The organism is Hymenobacter wooponensis, from assembly GCF_004745865.1.
GTDB classification, from domain to species: domain Bacteria; phylum Bacteroidota; class Bacteroidia; order Cytophagales; family Hymenobacteraceae; genus Hymenobacter; species Hymenobacter wooponensis.
Genome location: NZ_SRKZ01000006.1, coordinates 145,660 through 163,680 on the forward strand (window position 1 = coordinate 145,660; position 18,021 = coordinate 163,680).

The following is an 18,021-nucleotide window of genomic DNA, read 5'->3' on the forward strand; positions in this document are numbered from 1 at the left end:
TCCGACTAGCGCAGACAACCTTACAGGCCTAGATTATATCTATCTTGACCAGACTGTGGCCTCTATCCTTATGCGTTCTGTTTTACTTCTGATTTGCTTTCTCTTGTCTGCCTTTGTAGCGCAGGCTGGTATTGTGCGGGGGTTGGTTTCTGACCCCAAAGGTCAGGCTCTGGCGTTTGCTAACGTAGCCGTTCGCGGCACTACTACCAGCACGGCCACAAACGAGCAGGGTAACTACCAATTACGCCTAACCCCTGGCAGCTACGAGCTGGTGTTTCAGTACGTCGGTTACAAGCCCCAACAGGCCTCCGTTAAGGTAGCAGGCGGCGATACGGCCACGGTACTCAACATTACGCTTGTGCCAGAGAGCTACCAACTGCGGGAGGTAGTAGTGCGCTCAACAGATAAAGACCCGGCCTACACCATTGTGCAGCAGGCCATTCAATGGCGCAACTATCACCAGCGTGAGGTAGCGGCCTTCAAGGCGCGTACCTATATCAAAACATTGGCTCGTTTTACGGATGTGCCAGGCAAAATCATGGGCCTGGTGAAAGTAGGACCTGACTTCAAGCCCGGCATCTTCTATCTGTCAGAAACGGTCTCGGAGATGAGCTTCCGCCAACCCAATGTGGTACAGGAGCGCATGATTTCCTCCCGTGTGAGCGGCGACACTAAGGGGATCAGCTTTAACCGCGCAAGCGCCGGCCGGGGGCTCAATTTCTACCAAAACGTATTGAAAAGCGGGTTTTCTGAACGAGGCTTCGTATCCCCCATTGCCGCCAATGGGCCGCTGTTCTATCGCTATGAGCTGGAAGGCAGTACACAGCAAGGCAGCCTACTCATCCACAAAATTAAAGTAACGCCTCGTCGCCGCTCCGACCCGGTTTTCTCGGGCCACATCTACATTGTAGATGGCACTTGGCGCCTACACTCGGTGTCTCTTAATCTGACCAAAGACGCCCAGCTTGATTACGTAGATAACCTGCACATTGAGCAGATCTTCGCGCCAGCTCCAGGGCCCTCCGATGTGTGGGTGATGCAGTCGCAGAAGGTGACGGTGGGCTTCACGGCGCTGGGCTTCAAGGGCAATGGCTACATCACGGCTATACTCTCAAACTACAAAGTAACACCTACCTACCCCAACCGTCCGGCGCCTACGGTAGTGCCCCCCGCTCCGGCCAGCAAGGAACCCGCTGATGCCCCCGTTACCCGCGAAACCGTAGCCGACGTGAAAAAGCAGAAGCCTAAGCTGCAGGGCCTGAGTGCCGCCGTGCGCCGGCAATCGAAGCAAGCTGCCCGCGATACTAGCGGCCTAGGCCTAGGCAAGCTGAAGCGCGGAGAAGTGATGCTGGTGGAGAAGGGCGTAAATGAGCGCGATACCAGCTATTGGTCGTCGGTGCGCCCGATTCCGCTCACGGCCGAAGAAGAAAAGGACTACCAAGTAAAGGATAGCACCGAAGTAATCAGGAACTCGAGGCCCTACCAAGATTCTCTTGACCGCAAGCGTAATGAGCTCGAGGTGGGCAAGTTCCTCCTCACGGGCTACGTGTATAACCAGACGTTCTATAAGCGGCAGTGGTACGTGGCTCCAGTGTTTAATATTCTGAACTACAACACTGTGGAGGGCGTGGTAGTAAACCCGCAGGCCACCTTCACGCAGCGCACCGATGACCGTCGCGTATGGTCCGTAACTCCCTCGTTGCGCTACGGGGTCAGCAATAAGCTGTTTAGCCCTAGCATCTCAGCCTATTGGCAGTTTGATGCAGTGAAGCTGGCCCGCGTGAGCATCCGCGCTGGTCGCACTATCGAGAACTTCGACCCCAGCAGTCAGCTCACTCCTTTTATTAACTCCTATTATACGCTACTCAAAAACCGTAACTACGCTAAACTCTACCGCCGCGATGGCCTAGAGCTTGGCTACCAATGGGAGTTGGTAAACGGCCTTACAGTGCAAGCCACGGCCAGCTATTTCGACCGGCAGGAGCTGTATAACACCACCAACAAGCTGTTCGTTGACAAGCCAGAAATAGGCTTCACCCCCAACGCCCCCGTTAACGCTGAGCGCTCCACTAGCTTTGGGCGCAGCCAGGCGCTAACTACTGAGCTAAGCGCTTCCTTCCGCCCCGGTCAGCGCTTCATCACCCGCCCCGATGGTAAGTTCAACCTAGGCTCTAAGTACCCTACTTTCCAGTTCCGGTGGCGGCAAGGTGTGGGTAGTGTGCTAGGCTCTGATGTGCGTTACACCTTGCTAGAGGCTGGGATTAGACATTCCGTAAACCTAGGCCTCTTGGGTACCAGCAACTACCGCGTAGCTGCTGGCTTCTTCCCGGGCTCGCAGCGCCTTGACTTTATGGACTTTCGCCACTTCAGTGGCAACCGCACCTACCTAGCCAGCGACTTCAGCCAGTTTCAGCTTCTCGATTATTACCGCTTTAGCACCCAAGATCGTTTTCTGGAAGCCCACTACAACCACCACTTCAACGGTTTCCTGCTGAATAAAATCCCGCTGTTGCGCCGCCTGAAGTGGCAGGAGGTAGCTTCTCTTAATTACCTTACTACCCCTGCCGCCAACCACTACCTCGAGCTAGGCGTGGGCGTAGAGCACGTATTCAAAATCCTGCGCGTTGACTTCTATACTGGCCTACAGTCGGGTCAGCGGGTAGGTACTGGCCTACGCGTAGGTATTGGGTTCTAAAACCACAAGCGTTAAATGTAAAAGGCCGTCATCCTATGTGAGGATGACGGCCTTTTACCTGCATGCGAATTTCTACTTCACCTCTTCAAAGTCAACGTAGTCGCCGCCTTTAAACTCCTTGGGCTGTGGTTTCTGGCGGGGTGGCACATAGTCAACGTGCACTTCGCCGGTTGAGCCATTACTGCGGGGCTGAGCCGGCTCAAATGGCGCGCCGAAGGGGCTACCTCCTGCAGCCTGCCCGTAGCGGCGAGCTTGCTTCTTGATGAAGTTGCCAACCACCATGCGCAGCACAACGGGCAACACGAAGCGGGCAATGAAAAAGACAATGAGAAGGGTAAGCAGGAATGTAGCCATTAACGGGTAGCCTCGGAGAAAGCAGGGGAAATGGGTTGAAAGTAAAAATCAGCTGTGACGGCGCTGGTTAGCTGCGCTTCAGAGCAGGGTACCAGTTCAGAACGCTCAGAAAGCACAAATGGTTTGTAGCCGAGCTCAGCCAGCAAGTTTACTACTCCTCGGCGGTTTTCTAGGCCATTTAGCTCCGTTTGAATGAGGGGTTGGAAGCGCCGTAAGGTAGCTTGCATGTGCCGGAACACTTCATATTCGAAACCTTCTACATCGCACTTCACGAAATCGAGGCGCTCTAATTGACTAAATAACTCATCGGGTACGCGCATAGGAACGTCGTAGGTGCGGGCGTAGTGTTCTTGCGTGTTGCTGGCTGCTACTTTAGTCATGCCATGGTGCAATAGGCCGTCGCGCTCAGGCGTGCCCATTTGCACAGTGGTATTCTCACCGCCGAGGGCATAGGGCAGCAGCGTTAGGTTCTGAAAGTTGCTTAAGCGCACATTGTCTTTCCAGATAGCCTGGAAGTCTGGGATGGGCTCCACGGCCAGCACTTTCCCCTGCGCCCCCACCAGCCGCGACAATGCCACGGAGTAGTAGCCCAGGTTGGCTCCAATGTCCACGCAGGTGAAGCCGGGTTTTACTAGCTTCTCCAGGAAAAACAGCTCCGGATACTTCTGCCGGCCCCATCCCATGCCAACCAGCCGCAGGTACACGCGGCTAACCAGACGGATATACGACTCGAAACCAAGCGTGCGGACCAACAGCTTACGGAATTGCTTCATCATAACGAGCGCAAAGGTAGCACGTCAGGTCGCGTAGTGCGCGTATGGCTTGTATCTACCCCTTACTACTCCTTCTTTCGCCCGCCGTTTACTCTTGCGCTTTACTCCAGGCCCACGAAACACCAGCCGTAGCTAGGCCACCTATCAGGTACCAAGCTACCGTCATGGCTTTGGTTTGGGGTGTCCGGTTACTAGGCCCCTCGCCTAAGCCCATTGGCCCCGGTAGCACTACACCACCCACACCAGCTGCTAGGCCTAGCGCTGCCCCGCGCAGCCATACCCCGCCTCCGGTGCCTACTAGGCTATAGTAAAGCCCATTGCTAGCTAAGTCGCCGAGCATAGTTAGGCCGTAAGCCGTGTCCTCATCGGGCTGCGGAGCATCAGCTTTGCGCAGCAGCTTGCGTAGCCCACGCTTCCCGAGCACGTCCATGCGCGGTGCATCAGCCGGCCGAATATGCCGCACCGTTTCGTGGAGGATATTAAGTACCAAAGCGCCAGCGAGGCCACTGCCGACAGCCTGCAGTACGGTGGATGATTTTTTCATAGTATTTATCCGAGTGTTGTTTCAATTATGATGGACTTGGTATACGGCTTGACGGCCCTCCCCTGGCAGGATCTTGCAAAAAAGTGCCGTTGCTGCTTGCGTATTGTTTCGGGAGCTGCCTATCTTTGCTGCCCCTGACGGATACGCCGCCGTGGGAAATGCCTCTTTAGCTCAGTTGGTAGAGCAGCTCATTCGTAATGAGCAGGTCGTTGGTTCGAGTCCAATAAGGGGCTCCAAAAAGAGAAGGCCCCGTGTATGTAACATACACGGGGCCTTCTCTTTTTGGAGCTGTTAGCCCTTACAGGTCGCTAGCATAGTCGTCGTCGTAGCTGCGGGTTGCGCCACGATATACAGAGTCGCTGCTGCTATTCCATTTCGAGTCGCCGCTATTGCTGTTCCACTTCGAGCTGCTGGAGTTGCTATCGGAAGAGCCGCGGTACGAGCGGTAAGTTTCTCCCTTCGATGAGCTGCTCTTCGAACGCAGTGCCAACCAGCTCAATCCGCTTACTAGCAAGGCGCCACCTACTACTTTTTGCGTGGGCGTGAGCTTATTTACTTGGTCAGCAGCTTTGCTGCTGAGGTCTTTGATCTGCTGAGGCAGCTGATTCACGTTGATGTTCTTCAGCCACTGCTGTTGGTCTAGCCACGATTTCTGCTGGCCGCCTTGGCTTTGTTGTCCACCTTGTTTCTGCTCGCTCTGCTGGCTTTGCTGCTGGCTGCCTTGCGCAGAAGAAGCTGAGGCACTGCTATTGCTACCGCCGCTATTGCGCGACGAAGAGTTCTTATCTGAAGAGGCCGAAGCGCCGCTGTTGCTAGCTCCTTGTGAGCCTTGGTTGGAAGATGAAGCGCTGCTGCCACCTGAGCTTTTGCCGGAGGCTTGCTGACGGTTGGTTTCCGAGTCCATTGCTGAAGCTGAATTGCCGGGTGCCGGCGTACCAGCAGCCCCTGCCGACATAGGAGCCGCGGAGATATTCTTATTAGAAGAGTTCGAGTTCTGGTTAGAGCCGTTGTTCGACTGGTTTTGCTTGTTTTCCATGACAGGGAGGGATTTGCGTGATAGAGAAATATCAAAGGCTGAGCCATATAGCCAACCTACCCCCTATTCGTGAAAACCGGCTAAAAAGTTATATAAAGGCCCAATAAATACATTACACAATCATGGCATACCCCCCTACAGCTATTGGCATTAGTGGGCTACAGCGTCATTGATGCGCTTTTTCAGCGAACCAACTTATCACCTCTAACTATTACGACTATCTGTCGATCAAGCGAAGATCGATTTACTATATGTAATAAGTAACCGATGGCACATGCTCCTTCCTACTAATAAACTAAGGATGTTGCTTACAACACTGTCTAAGCTCTGCTTCCTTTTGGAGAGGGGTGCCGCTGTTCAGGAGTAGGCAGGGGCATACCTTGGGCATAAAGCACGGCGTCTCGCTCACCTGCTTCGCGGGCGGCTACTTCAAACGGGATGTTATAATAGCCGTGCCGAATCCAGCCTAGTAAGTATCGCCACAAGAAGCCAAAACGGCCATACTGCTTGAACTGGCGAATATGCTCCATCTCGTGCGCTACCCAGTGTGGATCACGAAGGAATTGTTCTCGGGTAGCCCCACTCAGATGGATGGTATTGCCCAGCACCATGGCCACGCTCTTCGCCTTGAGTTTGGTGCGAGCCACTCGGGCAAAAGGAGAATTTTCAATGATGCGCGGTAGCTCCATATGGTTGAGTAAAACAGGGCGGAGTATACGCACCTTTTAACCAAGCAGTTGAGTTTTGATGCTTGATTTTTTCACGATATAGTTGGGCTTTAAGAAGAACTTTTACCTATTTGGGGTACTAAAGTTGGTCATCCCAGATTTTTGGAGCTAGCTTTAATAATCGGCAGGTTAAACTGTTCAGCTTATCAGGCCGGTAAAAGTTGTTCTTAACACCTCTTACTTTTTTCGTTTTTCAGGTTTCTCGCCTATCGAAAAAACAGCACGCGTCAGGTTAGCCGGTTGCCCCGGTTACCTATTTTGCCACCTCCCGACGGACAATGAAAAACAGCATCCTGTATTGCCTCGCCGCGGCCTCGATGGTCCTCTCCTTTTTCTTCGAAAGAACACCCGCAACATCCCAGCCTTCTTCGGCTGCCTTAGCCCCTCAGGAAGCCTCCTTCCTCAGCGGTTTGCTAGACACCGATGATCCGCACTCTAACGTGCTGCGTACTTCTTCTGATTCAACGGAATACAGCAAATACGCGCAGCGCTTGGGCATTGAGCCCAGCTTTGACGAGAATAAAGACCTTCTGGCTACCGTAGTATCGTGGTTGGGTACCCCCTACCGCTACGGCAGCAACAGCAAAAGCGGCACTGATTGCTCGGGCTTCGTAACCCGCGTATTTAAAGAGGTATACGGAATTACCCTGCAGCGCAGCTCTCGTTCTATGTTTGAGAATGTGAAGCACGTGCAGAAGGATGAAATGCAGACCGGCGACTTGGTATTCTTCCGTCGCGGCCCCGGCCAACCCATCTACCACGTTGGCATTTACCTGAAAGATGGCAAGTTTGCTCACTCCGCTTGTGGTGGTGGCGTAATGGTTAGCTCCCTGAACCAGGCCTACTATAGCCGCAATTTCTACGCCGCTGGCCGCGTTGAGAACAACTAGTCCGCTTGCACTCTGATGCATATTCTACAGAAGCCTCATTCTCCGGAATGAGGCTTTTTTTGTGCAGTTTTGCCTCACAACGCTCGAAAACTATTTCGGCCTGAAACAGTATAGCAAAGCGCTAGTCATCTGCTGATGACCTTCCCTTTTTCTCTCCCTACTGCTTACTCATATGGCTAACGAAACTCCTAAAGGCGAAAACATTGCCTCCTCGCCCCTCTTCAAGAAATTTGTAGGCAAAGCCGAAGAATACATCAAGAAGCCTACGCGCATGAAGCAACTGCTCAATGACGCGTATCAGAAGGCTAGCGAAAAAAATGATGTAGGCTCACTGGCACAAGAGGCCTGGGAAACTCTGCAAACTCTTTTCCGCCTCATTCGCACCTCCATTTCGGGTGAGTACACTGGCCTACCCACCAGCACGGTAGTAGCGGCCGTAGCCGTAACCATCTATTTCCTGAGCCCAATTGACCTGATTCCGGACTTTATTCCGGTGCTAGGCCTATTGGATGATGTAGCGCTGGTAGCTTGGTTCAGCACTACCATCAAAGAAGAACTCGACAAGTTTGCAGAGTGGGAGAAAACCCGCCCTACCGTAGTAGAAGATGAGGAGCCGGTTACCGCTTCTGCCTCTACTGCTTCTACCTCCCATATTACGCCCGTAGAAACGCCTGACGCCGCCCGCCCTACGGCCGCTAACGCCGACAGAGAAGCCGCTGAAGCTAAACTGCATGCTGACACGGCTGCCAATACCACAGATAGCAGCCGCGAACCTAACACAACTTCCGAATCGCGGCCGAGCGGTGGCAACCCCGGCGGTAATGTTCGCTAGGCCCCTACCAGCCAAACAAAAAAGGCCCGGAACTTAGGTTCTGGGCCTTTTTTGTTGAGGTATTACTACGATGGCTGTGGCTCTAGGCCGCCTTGGCGTGCGAGGCTACATAGTTTACAAAGTCACCCACGGTAGCGAGGGGAACCTCATCGGGGATGACAATGTGAAAGTTACGCTCCAGCTCCAGAATAATATCTACCACATCAACCGTGTCGAAGCCCAGCTCGTTGCTGAGGCTGCTCCCGATACGCAGGCGCCGAGCTTTAATAGCCTTACGCTTGCTGATAATCCGCAGTACTTGCTGCTCAATAGTTTTGGATGGGGAAGTCGTCGAAATGTTCATAGGAGAAACGACAAAGAACGAGGTACTAGATGAGAGCGGGCGGTGGTCCTGACACTCCCCCGCCCTTCGGGCGAAGGAGTGCCAATGCCTGCAATTCGGTTGCAAGCTCCACCTAAAAATTTACTTAGTATTCAGCTAATACTGGCGGACGAGCAGCTTCGACTTCGGTGTCGTTAGGAGCCTCATCTTTCTTCAAGCGCAGCTTCAGGCTTTCGCTCAGCAGATACATTACAGGTACTACTAACAGCGTAATAGCCGTCGCAAATACTAGACCGAAGATGATAGTCCAGGCCAGTGGGCCCCAGAACACTACCGATTCACCACCGATGAAGAAGTGGGGGTTACCGGAAGCAAACAGCTCATAGAAGTCGATATTCAGACCGATAGCCAGCGGAATCAGACCCAGCGTAGCGGCCGTGGCCGTTAGGATTACCGGGTTGAGACGAGTGCGGCCCGCTAGCACAATGGCTTCGCGCAGCGGCATACCTTGAGCCCGTAGAATGTCCGTGAATTCTACCAGCAGAATACCGTTTTTCACCACAATACCGGCCAGGGCAATGATACCTACCCCGGTCATTACAATGGAGATGTTCATGCCCGTGATGGCCAAGCCCCAGAACACGCCCGCAATGGAGAACAGTACCTCAGAGAGGATGATAACCGGCTTGCTGAACGAGTTGAACTGCGTTACCAGAATCAGGAAGATAAGAGCTAGAGCACCTAGGCCAGCCATGGGCAGGAAGTCGGTAGTTTCTTTCTGGTCTTCCTCAGCACCACCCATCTTGATGGTATAGCCGGCCGGCGTGGGAAATGACTTAAGCGCGGTGCGGATGTTGGCTACCACATCGGGGCCAGTGTAGCCGTTGAGCACGTTAGACGAGATGGTGATAACCCGCTTGGTGTCTTTGCGCCGGATACCGCCGTAGGTGGAGCCATAGCTTACCTGGGCAATAGACGAAATAGGCACTTGGCGTACAGCTCCAGTAGCATCGCGGAAGGTTAGCGGGGAGTTGATGATGGCATCTACATCGTTGCGGTACGGTTTGGCGTAGCGCACCTGCACGGGATACTCATCGTCGGGGGTTTTGAATTTGCTGGCCTCCGAGCCGTAGATAGCCGTCCGCACTTCCAAACCAATCTGGCCGGTGCTGATGCCTTCCCGGTTAGCGCGGGTACGGTCGATGTTCACGGCAATTTCGGGGTTCCGGTCTTCCAGGTTGGAACGCAGGGCCTCCACACCGCCAATGTTGAGCGAATCAACGTAGCGGGTTACTTTCTTCGAAAGCTTAGCCAGCGTGGGGTAATCGTCGCCGATAACCTCGATGGCAATAGGCTTCTGCTGGGGTGGGCCACTAGCCTCCTGGTCAACCGAAATTTCGGCGCCAGGAATGCCTTTCACCGCTTCCCGGATTTTATCCATGTAAGTGCCGGTAGTTGGACCGGTCCGGTCGCTGAGCTCCTTAAATGCCACGGCTACCTTACCCATGTTCGACATGGCCGTACCGCTAGACGAAGACGCGTCGCTGGGGTCACCGGCACCGATGGCTACGTTAGTTATCACCGATTCTACGTCAGGGTTGTTGCGGCCAATAACACCGTAGATGCGGTTTTCCAGCACTTTCGTAATAGAGTCCGTTACCTCTACACGGGTACCCACCGGCATCTTCAGATAGGTGTAGATGAATTTGGGGTCACCTTTAGGGAAGAAGTCTACTTTGGGCCCGCGGGCACCAATGGCCACAAACGAGCCAATGAACAGCACAATCACACCGATCATCACGAGGGCAGGATGCCCAATGGCCCACCGCACCAGGCTGGCGTAGCCGTTCTGAAACTTCGGTAGTGCGCGCGTCTGGAACCAGGCAATCATCTTCACCAGCACGAATTTATCGAGCAGGATAAATCCAGCCAGAGCCAAGCAGATGTTGCCGATAAAGTGGCCCATTAGGCCGCTGGTTTGTCCTTCCGGGCCCACCTCAGGGGTAGCACCGAAGGCCAGCACGTTGAACAGAATGCCTAGCACCACCAGTACGCCAACTGCAATAGTTAGGCCTCTAGTCAGCTTTGGCTTGCTGTGCAGATCTTCTTCGAAGTGCTCTTCACGCTCCATGAAGCTCACAGCAAATACCGGGTTCATGATGAAGGCTACTACCAGTGACGACATCAGGGTGATGATGAGCGTTACGGGCAGGTAGTACATGAACGAACCCACAATACCGGGCCAGAACATGAGGGGCACGAAGGGAGCAACCGTAGTAAGCGTACCAGCCAATACCGGAACAAACACCTCACCAGCGGCAAATTTAGCGGCCTTCTCGGTGCTCAGTTCAGGGTGCTCATGCAGCAGGCGGTGCGTGTTTTCGATTACCACAATGGCGTCGTCCACTACAATACCCAGTGCCAGCAGGAAAGCGAAGAGCACAATCATGTTCAGCGAGAAGTCGAAGCCTGGAATAATCAGGAAGGCCAGGAACATCGAAATCGGCACCGACAGGCCTACGAACATAGCGTTGGTAGTGCCCATGAAGAACAGCAGGATGGCCGTTACCAGCAGGAAGCCGATAACAATAGTATTGATCAGGTCGTGCAGAGTAACGCGGGTATCGTTGGAGGTGTCGCCGGTTACGGTCACTTTTAACTCCTTGGGTAGCGTTTTCTCCGATTCAGCAATGAGCGCCTTGATCTTGTCAGAGGCGTCAATCAGGTTTTCACCTTGGCGCTTTACTACGTTCAGAGTGATGGCGGGCTTGCCATCAAGACGGGCATACGATTCCCGGTCTTTAAAGCCATCCTCTACCGTGGCAATATCACCGAGGCGCACGGCCGCGCCATTGAGGTTCTTCACCTGAATGTCGGCAATGTCCTCAGCGCGCACGTACTGGCCAGCCACGCGTACGGCCCGCTTCTGAGAGCCCACATCAACAGAACCGCCCGAGATAGTTACGTTTTCGCGAGCAATGGCATTGCTGATATCCGAGAAGCCCAAGCGCGAGGCCCGGAGCTTGTTTAGGTCCACGTCCACGTTTACTTGCTGGTCGAGTGCACCCACAATATCTACGCGGGTAATTTCGGGCAAGGCCTCAATCTTATCCTGGAAGTCGTCGGCGTACTTCTTGAGCTGCACTGCCGGCAGGTTACCGCTCAAGTTCACGAACATGATGGGCTGCTCTGAGATGTTGATTTCCTTCACCGTAGGCGGCGAGGGCAAATCATTGGGCAACTCAGGGGCGGCCTTATCCACAGCGTCTTTCACCAGCTGCTTGGCATACTGCACGTCCACGCCCGAGTTGAACTCGATGTCAACGATACAGTAGTCCTGGTTGGAAGTGGAGTTGATTTTCTTCACCCCGTTTACGCTTTTCAGCTCCTTTTCGAGCTGGCGTGTCACTAGGTTCTCAATGTCGGCCGGCGAGGTACCAGGGTAAATGGTAGCCACGATGATGCGCGGGATTACGATGTCGGGGAATTTCTCTTTGCCCAGCTTGATGTAGGCAAAAATCCCCGCCACGCACAGCAGCACCGTGATGATGTAAATGCTGGTTTTGTTATTGATGGACCAACTGGTTGGCCCAAACTCTTTCTCTAAATCCTGCATGGCTTTGATTCTTGACGTTAAGTAACGCTGGTTACAGCGTCACTATTTGGCCTTCGTTCAGGGTTTGGTAGCCGGCTGAAATCACCTGGTCGCCGGGTTGGAGGCCGCTGGTCACTTCCACCTTACCGTTATAAGTGTTACCGGTCTGGATGACCCGCTTGGTAGCCACTTTTTGGTTGCCTTTGTTGCTCACTACCAGTACGTAGCTATTTTGCTCGTCTTTCTGCACCAGGTCTACGGGTAGTACGGTGGCGTTCTGACGGTCGTAGTTCTGGATGCGCACATTGGCCACCATGTTGGGGCGCAACTGGCTAGCCTTGTTGCTATTCAGACGCAACTCCGTGGTGAAGGTGCGGCTGGTGGGGTTAATGGTGCTGGATACTACCCGCACTGTAGCAGGAAGCTCCTCGGCACCCAGGTCCGGGATGGTTACCAGGGCTTTGTCGCCGGCTTTGATGCGCGAAGCGTAGGCCTCTGAAACATCAGCCAAGATTTTACCCGTACCGCTGCTGCTGAGCAGCCGCACCACCGGGGCACCAGGGGCTACAGTTTCACCCAGCTTGGGCAGTACGTCATCTACGGTGCCGGCAAAGGGTGCCACCACGCTATAGAGGGCGCGCTGCTGGTTTAAAGAAGCCAGGTTACGCTGCAGGGCCTGATAGTTGTTCTTGGCCTGCAGATATTGAATCTCAGTTCCAATTTCCTGTTTCCAGAGGCGATCCTGCTTTTCATACACCACGCGAGCCAGATCCATACGGGTGCGCAGCTCGGCAATACTGGCGTCAAGCACGGAGGCATCCACAGTAGCCAAGGTCTGGCCTTTCCGAACTTGGTCACCGCGCTGCACGCGCAAGCTAGTGAGCGTACCAGCGGCACGGGCCGCTACGTTGGCATTCTGGTCGAAATCAACGCGACCTTGCAGCTCTAAATAGCTCTTGAAGCTCTCGGGAGCCACTTTAATCACCGATACTGGGGTAGTCTGGGCGGCCGCACCCTCGGCCTTAGCGCCGGTTTTGGCTTCCAAATCGGCAATTTTTGCCTGATTGGCGGCCTGTTCTTTCTTCAACTGAGCCAACTCAGCTTTGGGGTCTTTTTCACCGCAGGCGGTTAACAGGCCCAGAGTTAGGAGTAAGGCAGAGGCAGCGTATTTCATGATAGAAACGAGTAGCAAGGAGTTTTGAGCTAGAAGAGAATACATGTAGTCGGCCGTTCAGGAGGTGGCTTCTAGCACCCAGCTCCCGGCTTCTGGTCCTTACTTTTTGGCTTGGTTATACAGCTCACCTGTTGCCTTGTCGCGGTCTACTTTAGCTACCAGCACGTCGTAGAGGGCGGCGTAGTAGTTGGTTTGCGCTTCGCGGAGGGAGGTTTCGGCCGTTACCACTTCAATGTTGGAGCCTACGCCTTCCTTGAACTTGATGCGCGACACCCGGGCCACCTCATCAGCCAGGTCGAGGTTGGCGCGCTGGTTGTCCAGCACATCCAAGGCGTTGATGAGTGTGGTGCGGCTTTGTGCATCCTGCAGGTCAATGCTCTGGCGCAGAGTTTCAAAGCCGCGTTCAATGGTCTGCTGCTGAATGCGGGCCTGCTGCACCAGATACTTGCGGCGGAAGCCATCAAACACCGGAATCTGCAGGCTCAGGCCCACGTTGCCGAAACCAAACCAGTTCTGGTTGGGGAAGCCGTTGGCCGCCCGCGAATCGGGCCCACGGAAGGCAAACAGGTCACGCCGGTTGTTGGCCGAGCCCGTAAAACCATAGGCTGCTGTAGCAACTAAGCGGGGGTAAGCCCCGGCCCGACGGTTAGCTAGGTCTAGGCCAGCTAACGCCTGCTGCGTTTCCAGCGTCGAGAACTCGATGCGGTTGTTGTAGTTGAAGGTGGCGGCCAGTTGGCCAGTGCGGGCACCGCTAAGGGCGGTTTGCTGGTCTTGGCGGTTCTGCTCGGGCGTGTTGGTTGAAGCAGGCGCTGGTGCAGAAGGCACCCCGCCTAGGCCAGTAACCCCAGCGCCAGTAGCCATATTAGCTACGCCTAAGCGCTGGCGCAGAGAGCCCGCATCTACTACCGCAGCGCTAAGCGAGTCGGTGAGTTGTACCGTCTGGTCCTGGGGCAGACCCATCTGGAATTTGAGCAGGGCTACGCTTAGCTCCGTGAGGCGCTGGGCTTTCTGCTGCTCTACCACCAGGTTGTTGCGCTGCACCTGCAGGCGCTGCACGTCCAACTTCTCGGCAAAGCCAGCCTTAAAGGTTTGGTTGGTTTGGTACAGGATAGTGTCGAGGCGCTGCACGTTGCGGCTTAGCAGCTGCAGACGCTCGCGGGCTACTAGCGTGCTGTAGTAGGCTTTGCTTACCTGCTCCACCACGTCAATTTCTGCCTGCTGGGTTTGCTTCTGCGCAAGTTGCTCGTACACCTTCGCGGCTTTCAGGCCAATCAGGTAGGAGCCATCAAACAGCAGCTGCGACACGGAAGCGCTGGTGTTACCAGCATGGCGTAGCCCGAAGGCAATTGCCCGCGGCGGCACCGGCTCGGCAGGTATGGAAACCGTACCTAGGTTTACCGTCTGACCGCTTTGAGCCGCAGCAATATCACTGGGCGTAAGCGTGGTAGCTGAGCTACCTCCGGCAAACGCGCCAAAGTCTACTAAGCTTTTCTGGAGTTTAAAGTTATCGGCTAGGTTGGCCGCCACGTTTACTTGGGGCAAGCCCGCCGACCTAATTTCTCCAACTCGCGCCTTAGCCGTCTGCTCGCCTAGGCGTGTAGCCAGCAACGACGACTTGTTCTTAATAGCATAATCAACGGCCTGTTGCAACGACAGGGGCATGTTGTCCACTGCGGCTGACTGGTTGCTGAGGCCCGGCCGAGTGGCCGTGGGCGTTTGCGCCAAGGTAGCACCAGCGGGGGCCAGCAGGCCCGGCCCGGCGGCCAGTAGCAAAACGCGGAGGTTCTTCTTCATATGGAAAGCAAACTCTGGTGTCGGAGCAGTTATTCTTCTTCCGTCACATGACGGTATTCATTAATCAACTTGTGGCCTTTCAGCGTAACCATCCCCAGCAGAAAGTGCTCGTTGCAAACCATTTGCACCCGGCTCTGATTGAACTGCGTGTGGGGAAACAGAGTAGGATCGAAGAGAATATCAATCTGAGCCAGGCGCAGGCGCGAGAGCACCTCAATGTCTAGGTCTGCCCGGTAGAGGCCTTCGGCTACTCCGCGGCGCAGGTTGTCCTGGATCTGGTTCAGGATGTACTTGTTCTTGTGGGCGTGGAACAGATTCCAGGCCTCAGGATAGTATTTGCGTAGATCGTGAATGGCATTGGGGTTGACTTCCGCGAATTGACGTTCCGCCCAGTCCATCATTTGCACCATCTCATCCACCGCATTCTGGGTTTTGCCGATGATGCCTTCACACTCCCCTTGCACCCCGTTCAGGTGGTTGGAAATAACGGCTGATACAATCTGGTCTTTGTTTTCAAACCACTTATAGAGCGTTTTTTTGGAGATGCCTAAATGCGTGGCAATGTCATCCATTGACACGCTCTTAATGCCGTTGCGGGTAAAGAGCCCTAGGGCAGCTTGCAGGATTCTGTCTTTCACTTCCATCACTTCGAAGGCAAAGGTACTATGGAAACTTTAAATGATTCCTAAGTTTCCATTAGTATTTTGCTATCAAATTTTTGTGATAGATAGTTCCCCATATCATCTGACGATTAGCTCACTCTAATACTTTAGCCAAGGGCAACTTTTTTCTGCTTGCCTATCCGCTGTGGGCTGGTCGGCGGCGTTGGTGTACCTTGCTGCTCTGTTCTCCAAACTTTTGCCTTTATGAAAATCCGTACCGGCTTCGGCTACGACGTTCACCAACTGAAGGAAGGCTTGCCGTTCTGGCTGGGCGGCATTCAGGTTCCGCACACTCACGGCGCACTAGGCCACTCCGATGCCGACGTGCTCATCCATGTTATCTGCGACGCGCTGCTGGGCGCAGCGAACCTACGCGACATTGGCTTCCACTTCCCCGACACTGACCCGCAATACAAAGGCATTGACAGCAAGCGTTTGCTAGCCGAAGTGGTGCGCTTGCTCACGGAGCGCGGCTACAGCATCTCTAACATCGACTCCACTATTTGCCTGGAGGCTCCCAAGGTGAACCCGCACATTCCGGAAATGCAGCGGGTGCTGGCAGAGGTAATGGGCATCGAAGAGAATGATGTCAGCATTAAGGCTACCACCACCGAAAAGCTTGGCTTTGTGGGGCGCCGCGAAGGCGTGGCGGCTTACGCTTCGGTACTCATCATGCAACCTTAGCGGTGAAGTGGTGAAATTGTGAAGCGGAGCGCTTAGCGCTTAGTAGTAAGTTCTGCATTCACGCCCGGCTAGGCCAGTAGAGCATGAACTTTTTAGCACACAATTTCCCAACTTCACAATTCACCTTTCCCATCTTCCATCCTACTCTATGTACAAACCTTCCCTCCTAGCCCTGTTGCTTGCGGCTAGCTGCATGACTTCGGCGGTGGCCCAAGAGGCCCCCGAGAAGATCAAAGTCAAGACCAAGCGTAAGAATAAGACAGAAGCCCCAGCGGCTACGCCGGAGGCCACCAAGCAGGCCCCGGTTGAGGCTGACTGGGCTCTGAACTACGGCCAGACCATCACCCAGGCCGACCTGCGCCAGCACCTCACTGTGTTAGCTTCTGATGCCTATGAAGGCCGCGAAACTGGCGAAAAGGGCCAGAAAATGGCGGCGGAGTACATCAGCCAGCAGTTTAAAGCGCTAGGCCTCACGGGCCCCGTGCAGGGCTCCGACAACCCCTACCTGCAGCACTTCACCATGGAGCGCAGCACCTGGGCCGATGGAGCTACCCTGAAAGTGGGCGGCCAGACCTTCAAGTGGCTGACGGACTTTTATGGCACCGGTAACTCGCCCTTCCAGAACGAGACGGCCGTGCAGCCGGTGTTTGCAGGCTACGGCATTGAGCAAGATGGCTACTCCGACTATAGTGGCCTAGGCGATGTAAAAGGCAAAGACCTGATCATTCTGCTAGGTGAGCCCATGAATGATAAGGGTACTGCCACGCTGGGCAAGGATGGCCAACCCAGCAAATGGGGCACCGACTACCGGGCCAAAGCTGCCCTGGCCGCACAGAAAGGCGCCCGCTCAATATTCTTCGTAGACTTTAGCCCCAACGCGAACTTCGAGAAGCTGGCAGCCCGCATGACGCCTTACATTGGCCGGCCCAGCATCAGCTTCAAAGATGCACAGCAGGCACCCCGCCCGGTGGCCTTCTTCGTATCGCCGGCGGTGGGCTACAAGATGCTAGGTACTACTGCCGCCAACGTCACCAAGTATGCTGCCGCTACTGGCAAAGCTGGTAAGCCCACGGCCAGCACTTTCAAGCCCGCGAAGGTGATGCTGAAAGCGCCCAAAAAGCGCGAGGACTTCACCACCGAAAACGTGCTGGGCTTCTTGGAAGGCACCGACCTAAAAAACGAGGTACTGGTGCTATCGGCTCACTACGACCACATTGGCATCATCAACGGTGAGGTGCACAACGGCGCCGACGACGACGGCTCGGGTACGGTTTCAGTACTAGAAATGGCCCAGGCGTTTACCAAAGCTAAAGCCGAAGGCCATGGCCCACGCCGCAGCATCTTGTTCCTGACCGTAACCGGTGAGGAAAAGGGCCTGCTGGGCTCGGAGTACTACACCGACCACCCCGTTTTCCCGCTGGAAACCACCATTGCCGACCTGAACACCGACATGGTAGGCCGCACTGATAAAGACCATGAGGGCAAGGGCGACTACGTGTATGTGATTGGCTCGGATAAGCTTTCCTCGGAGCTGCATACTATCCTGCAGGGCGCTAACCAGAAGTACACCCAAATGGACCTCGACTTCCGCTACAACGACCCGGAAGACCCGAACCGCTTCTACTACCGCTCCGACCACTACAATTTTGCCAAGCACCGCATTCCGGTGGCGTTCTTCTTCAACGGTGTGCACGATGACTATCACGGCCCCGGAGACGAAGTAGAGAAAATTGAGTTTCCAAAGATGGAGAAGCGCGCCCGTCTGGTGTTCTTCACTGCCTGGGACCTCGCCAACCGCGACCAGCGCATCGTAGTTGACTCAAACAAAAAGTAAGTAACCTATCTAAAAGCTGTCATTCTGGGCCGCAGCGAGGCTAGTATCTATAAGAACGAGGTTGTGCGTGCAGCTCGTTTTGATGAAGCTCTTGCACTGGCCTA

The 18,021-nt window shown here is 54.5% G+C and carries 14 protein-coding genes, 1 tRNA gene and 1 pseudogene; 6 read left to right on the forward strand and 10 right to left on the reverse strand.

The features are described 5' to 3' along the window. Nucleotides 1–103 precede the first annotated feature (103 nt). Nucleotides 104–2,695, forward strand: coding sequence for a DUF5686 and carboxypeptidase regulatory-like domain-containing protein (locus tag EU557_RS19745; protein ID WP_167855286.1), 2,592 nt, complete (start codon nucleotides 104–106; stop codon nucleotides 2,693–2,695). A gap of 72 nt (nucleotides 2,696–2,767) precedes the next feature. Here the strand turns inward: EU557_RS19745 and EU557_RS19750 are convergent, their stop codons facing one another. From EU557_RS19750 to EU557_RS19760, 3 genes are all read right to left on the reverse strand, one after another. Continuing rightward, nucleotides 2,768–3,049 (reverse strand): DUF4834 family protein, encoded by a 282-nt coding sequence (locus EU557_RS19750; RefSeq protein ID WP_135532207.1) that lies wholly within the window; start codon nucleotides 3,047–3,049, stop codon nucleotides 2,768–2,770. Beyond that, complete coding sequence (locus EU557_RS19755; RefSeq protein ID WP_135532208.1) at nucleotides 3,049–3,825, reverse strand: FkbM family methyltransferase; 777 nt, start codon at nucleotides 3,823–3,825, stop codon at nucleotides 3,049–3,051. Before EU557_RS19755 ends, EU557_RS19750 begins: the two co-directional genes overlap by 1 nt. An 85-nt stretch (nucleotides 3,826–3,910) precedes the next feature. Next, nucleotides 3,911–4,366 (reverse strand): hypothetical protein, encoded by a 456-nt coding sequence (locus tag EU557_RS19760; protein ID WP_135532209.1) that lies wholly within the window; start codon nucleotides 4,364–4,366, stop codon nucleotides 3,911–3,913. A gap of 160 nt (nucleotides 4,367–4,526) precedes the next feature. Here EU557_RS19760 and EU557_RS19765 point away from each other — a divergent pair. Further along, nucleotides 4,527–4,602: transfer RNA gene (locus EU557_RS19765), tRNA-Thr, on the forward strand. 62 nt (nucleotides 4,603–4,664) lie between these two features. Here the strand turns inward: EU557_RS19765 and EU557_RS19770 are convergent. Then, the gene (locus EU557_RS19770) at nucleotides 4,665–5,402 is read right to left on the reverse strand and encodes a hypothetical protein (protein WP_135532210.1); all 738 of its coding nucleotides are present in this window, start codon (nucleotides 5,400–5,402) and stop codon (nucleotides 4,665–4,667) included. A 320-nt stretch (nucleotides 5,403–5,722) separates the two neighbouring features. Next, nucleotides 5,723–6,091, reverse strand: coding sequence for a hypothetical protein (locus tag EU557_RS19775; RefSeq protein ID WP_135532211.1), 369 nt, complete (start codon nucleotides 6,089–6,091; stop codon nucleotides 5,723–5,725). Nucleotides 6,092–6,408: 317 nt separating this feature from the next. On the opposite strand from EU557_RS19775, the gene EU557_RS19780 reads away from it, so the two are divergent. Both EU557_RS19780 and EU557_RS25965 read left to right on the forward strand, forming a co-directional pair. Then, nucleotides 6,409–7,020, forward strand: a complete 612-nt coding sequence (locus EU557_RS19780) for a C40 family peptidase (protein WP_135532212.1) — start codon at nucleotides 6,409–6,411, stop codon at nucleotides 7,018–7,020. Nucleotides 7,021–7,291: 271 nt separating this feature from the next. Continuing rightward, nucleotides 7,292–7,546 (forward strand): annotated as a pseudogene (locus EU557_RS25965) (YkvA family protein); the annotation flags it as partial. A 388-nt stretch (nucleotides 7,547–7,934) separates the two neighbouring features. On the opposite strand, the gene EU557_RS19790 reads toward EU557_RS25965, so the two are convergent. The 5 genes from EU557_RS19790 to EU557_RS19810 form a co-directional block, all read right to left on the reverse strand. Next, entirely contained in the window at nucleotides 7,935–8,195 is a 261-nt protein-coding gene (locus EU557_RS19790; RefSeq protein ID WP_135435631.1) for an acyl carrier protein, read from the reverse strand. 124 nt (nucleotides 8,196–8,319) lie between these two features. Next, nucleotides 8,320–11,790, reverse strand: coding sequence for an efflux RND transporter permease subunit (locus EU557_RS19795; protein WP_135532213.1), 3,471 nt, complete (start codon nucleotides 11,788–11,790; stop codon nucleotides 8,320–8,322). Between the two features lie 31 nt (nucleotides 11,791–11,821). Beyond that, nucleotides 11,822–12,943, reverse strand: coding sequence for an efflux RND transporter periplasmic adaptor subunit (locus tag EU557_RS19800; protein ID WP_135532214.1), 1,122 nt, complete (start codon nucleotides 12,941–12,943; stop codon nucleotides 11,822–11,824). A gap of 99 nt (nucleotides 12,944–13,042) precedes the next feature. Further along, the gene (locus EU557_RS19805) at nucleotides 13,043–14,737 is read right to left on the reverse strand and encodes a TolC family protein (RefSeq protein ID WP_135532215.1); all 1,695 of its coding nucleotides are present in this window, start codon (nucleotides 14,735–14,737) and stop codon (nucleotides 13,043–13,045) included. 29 nt (nucleotides 14,738–14,766) lie between these two features. Next, nucleotides 14,767–15,381, reverse strand: a complete 615-nt coding sequence (locus tag EU557_RS19810) for a TetR/AcrR family transcriptional regulator (RefSeq protein ID WP_135532216.1) — start codon at nucleotides 15,379–15,381, stop codon at nucleotides 14,767–14,769. Between the two features lie 222 nt (nucleotides 15,382–15,603). Between EU557_RS19810 and ispF the strand changes: the two genes are divergently transcribed. Further along, nucleotides 15,604–16,083: a 2-C-methyl-D-erythritol 2,4-cyclodiphosphate synthase gene (ispF, locus tag EU557_RS19815; RefSeq protein ID WP_135532217.1), complete on the forward strand. Its 480-nt coding sequence runs from the start codon at nucleotides 15,604–15,606 to the stop codon at nucleotides 16,081–16,083. A 148-nt stretch (nucleotides 16,084–16,231) separates the two neighbouring features. Continuing rightward, nucleotides 16,232–17,917 (forward strand): M28 family peptidase, encoded by a 1,686-nt coding sequence (locus tag EU557_RS19820; RefSeq protein ID WP_135532218.1) that lies wholly within the window; start codon nucleotides 16,232–16,234, stop codon nucleotides 17,915–17,917. Nucleotides 17,918–18,021 lie beyond the last annotated feature (104 nt).